Raw genomic sequence first — 3,177 nt, forward strand, 5'->3', positions numbered from 1 at the left:
AGTATGCGTTGCTTGCTCAACTGTAGATTTATCTCCAATTAAATCTACATCTTTTTCAAAATCTAAATACCAACCGATCTGGTTAATAAAGTTTTTGTTATAAGGAATATTGATTGTTCCTTGTGTATGTCCACCGTGAAAGGCTTCTTTGCTACGAAGATCAAATGCTATTCTTTCATTATCTAAACTAGGATAAACGTTGTATGGTTGATACATTTTCATACCAAACTGATTAATTTTTTTCATCTGTGCAAAGTGATGGGGTGGCGCTGGTTGATTTGATGTTAATGTTTCAACAAATTTAGATTCATCTGTTACATTAAATGCCCAGTTATTAATTTTTTCGTAACCTAGCGTAGACATTGGTATGGCACCTAATGCTTTACCACAAGGACTTCCAGCACCGTGTCCAGGCCATATTTGAATATAATCTGGTAAATTTTTAACACCTTCTATAGATTGGTACATCTGTTTTGCACCAATCTCTGTAGTACCTTCCATTTGTACTGATTTTTCTAGTAAATCAGGTCTACCGATATCACCAACAAAAATAAAGTCACCACTAAATAAACCCATTGGAACACTTGAGCCGCCACCTTCATCAGTGAGTAAGAAACTGATACTCTCAGGGGTATGACCAGGTGTATGCAAGACTTCTAATTTAATATTACCTACTTGAATAATATCTTGATTTTTAACAAAATTTGTATGTTCCGGCATATTTTTATAACTTAATTGATCATCACCTTCGCCAGATACATATATATTGGCGTTTAAACGTTTTGCCACATCCCGAATTCCAGAAGCAAAATCAGCGTGAATATGTGTTTCAGCAGCTTGTGTAATTTTAAAACCTTCGCTATCTGCAACTTCCATATATTTTGTTAAATCACGAACAGGATCAATTACTATTGCCTCTCCCGTACGTTGACAGCCAACTAAATAAGATGCTTGAGATAAATGATTATCGTAAAATTGTTTGAAAAACATATAAAGAACTCCTTATTTTGATAGATTTAATTAAATAAATAAATTATGACTCGCGTTTTCAGTATCACCTATATAAGTGCCTACACCGCCGTACTCAACTTCATCTCTTAATTCTTCTTTTGTAATACCCATGACATCCATGCTCATGGTACATGCGATTAATTTAATATCTTGAGCTATCGCTTGATTAATGAGTGATGGTAATGAATCAACGTTTTTCTTTTTCATTACGTATCGCATCATGATATTACCTAAACCGAACATATTCATTTTAGATAGTGGCATTTTCAAAGGTGTTTTTGGCAACATCAAATCAAACATTTTTGCGATACCTTTCTTTTTAACGTTAACTGTTTGCGCTTTTTTCAACGCGTTAAGTCCCCAAAAAGTAAAGAAGATAGTTACATCTCTTCCTGCAGCTCTAGCGCCATTTGCAATAATCATTGCTGCCACTGCTTTATCTAACTCTCCACTAAATAGTACAATTGTCGTACCTTTAGCAGTATGATTCACTTGTAAGTCTTTTGGTTTTTCTTTTTGAATGATAGCATTAATTCCATTATTACTTTCATCAAGTTTAACTAAAGTATGACCAGTTTGTTTGACCCAGCTTTTAATGTCGCTAAGGAATCCAGGATCTGTGACTGTAACTTCGATTTGCTCGCCTACTTCAATATTTTTCACTTCTTTACTGATGTTTACAATTGGACCTGGACATTGAAGACCACTATAGTTAAATTGTTTACGCTCTGCTTTAATTTCTACATTAGTATTTTCTTCGAATGTATTATCATCGTCGTATTTTGCTTCATATGCTTTATAGCCACCGTCTAAATTAACAATGTCGTAGCCTTGTTTAGCTAAATATTCGCTCGCTTTAGCACTTCTGGTACCACTTTTACAGTGTACAAAATAGGTTGTGTTTTTATCTTTATTGAACGATTCAATCTTATCTACAGGATGTAATATCGCACCATTTATATGTGCAAGCTCATATTCTTCTTGTGTTCTAACGTCAATCAGTTGACCTTGTGCACCCAATTTTTCTAATTCTTGTTTACTGAAATTATTGATATGATTTTCGTTATATTGTTTCATATTAACCTCCTAATAAATACCTATACGGGTATATTAACTAATTATTTATATTATGTCAAATACGGTAGGGGGTATTTGACATGTTTACTTTTATCGTTTATTATGACTTTATTCAATTAAAAGTGGAGGAAATAACTATGAATTATGATAAAAAAATGATTAATCGTATTAATAGAATACAAGGACAACTCAATGGCGTTATTAAAATGATGGAAGAAGAAAAAGATTGTAAAGATGTCATTACTCAAATCAGTGCATCAAAAAGTTCAATCCAACGTTTGATGGGAATTATCATTAGTGAAAATTTAATAGAATGTGTAAAAGCAGCAGAGGATAATGGTGAAAATTCTGAAGAATTGATTAATGAAGCCGTTAACTTATTGGTAAAAAGTAAATAATGGATATTTCAACTATTATTATGATGTTACTTATTGGGGTATTCGGAGGCTTTATTTCGGGTCTAGTAGGTATAGGTGGCGCCATCATTATTTATCCAGCTATTTTATTATTACCACCACTATTTGGCGCTCCTGCGTACAGTGCATACATGGCATCAGGACTTACTTCCAGTCAAGTCTTTTTCAGTACTTTAAGTGGGTCATTAAAAGCGCGAAAAAAACCAGAATTTTCGCCACTATTAGTGCTTTACATGGGTAGTGGCATGATTATAGGCAGCATGTTAGGTGGACTGTTAGCAAATTTATTTAATGCTACATTTGTAAATACGATATATATTATCATTGCTTTACTCGCATTAATTTTAATGTTTATTAACATAAAACCGAGTTTAGATCAATCTTCCTTTAACAAGCCATTATTAGTTATGGTGGGTCTTTTCGTTGGTATCATTTCAGGTATAGTTGGAGCAGGCGGCGCTTTTATTATCATTCCTATATTGCTAGTTTTATTCAAATTACCAATGAATACGGTAGTTGCTAATAGTATAGTAATTGCTTTTATATCTTCAATTGGCGCCTTTATCATTAAATTTATACAAGGTTACATTCCTTTAGAAGATGCGTTATTTTTAATAATAGGGAGTATTATTTTCGCTCCGTTAGGTTTAAAATTAGGTAAAAAAGTCCCTAG

4 protein-coding genes are annotated in these 3,177 nt (G+C 33.1%); 2 read left to right on the plus strand and 2 right to left on the minus strand.

Annotated elements, in window-relative coordinates; genetic code table 11:
* Positions 1-990: persulfide dioxygenase-sulfurtransferase CstB (cstB, locus tag KA909_RS12535; RefSeq protein WP_210130291.1), on the minus strand; the 990-nt coding region annotated here is incomplete at its 3' end.
* Positions 991-1,020: 30 nt separating this feature from the next.
* The gene (cstA, locus tag KA909_RS12540) at positions 1,021-2,088 is read right to left on the minus strand and encodes a DsrE/DsrF/DrsH-like family protein (protein ID WP_210130292.1); all 1,068 of its coding nucleotides are present in this window, start codon (positions 2,086-2,088) and stop codon (positions 1,021-1,023) included.
* A gap of 137 nt (positions 2,089-2,225) precedes the next feature.
* Between cstA and cstR the strand changes: the two genes are divergently transcribed.
* Both cstR and KA909_RS12550 read left to right on the plus strand, forming a co-directional pair.
* Positions 2,226-2,486: a persulfide-sensing transcriptional repressor CstR gene (cstR, locus tag KA909_RS12545; protein ID WP_002510747.1), complete on the plus strand. Its 261-nt coding sequence runs from the start codon at positions 2,226-2,228 to the stop codon at positions 2,484-2,486.
* The coding region (locus tag KA909_RS12550; RefSeq protein WP_210130293.1) for a sulfite exporter TauE/SafE family protein at positions 2,486-3,177 on the plus strand (692 nt) is incomplete at its 3' end. The genes cstR and KA909_RS12550, both read left to right, overlap by 1 nt.

The sequence above is a fragment of the Staphylococcus sp. GDX8P54P genome (genome assembly GCF_017893165.1).
Lineage (GTDB): Bacteria > Bacillota > Bacilli > Staphylococcales > Staphylococcaceae > Staphylococcus > Staphylococcus borealis.

What these genes read in the sequence shown, in the direction of transcription:
- cstA (WP_210130292.1), bottom strand. Translation starts at nt 2,088, where the DNA reads ATGAAACAATATAACGAAAATCATATCAATAATTTCAGTAAACAAGAA.
- cstR (WP_002510747.1), top strand. Translation starts at nt 2,226, where the DNA reads ATGAATTATGATAAAAAAATGATTAATCGTATTAATAGAATACAAGGA.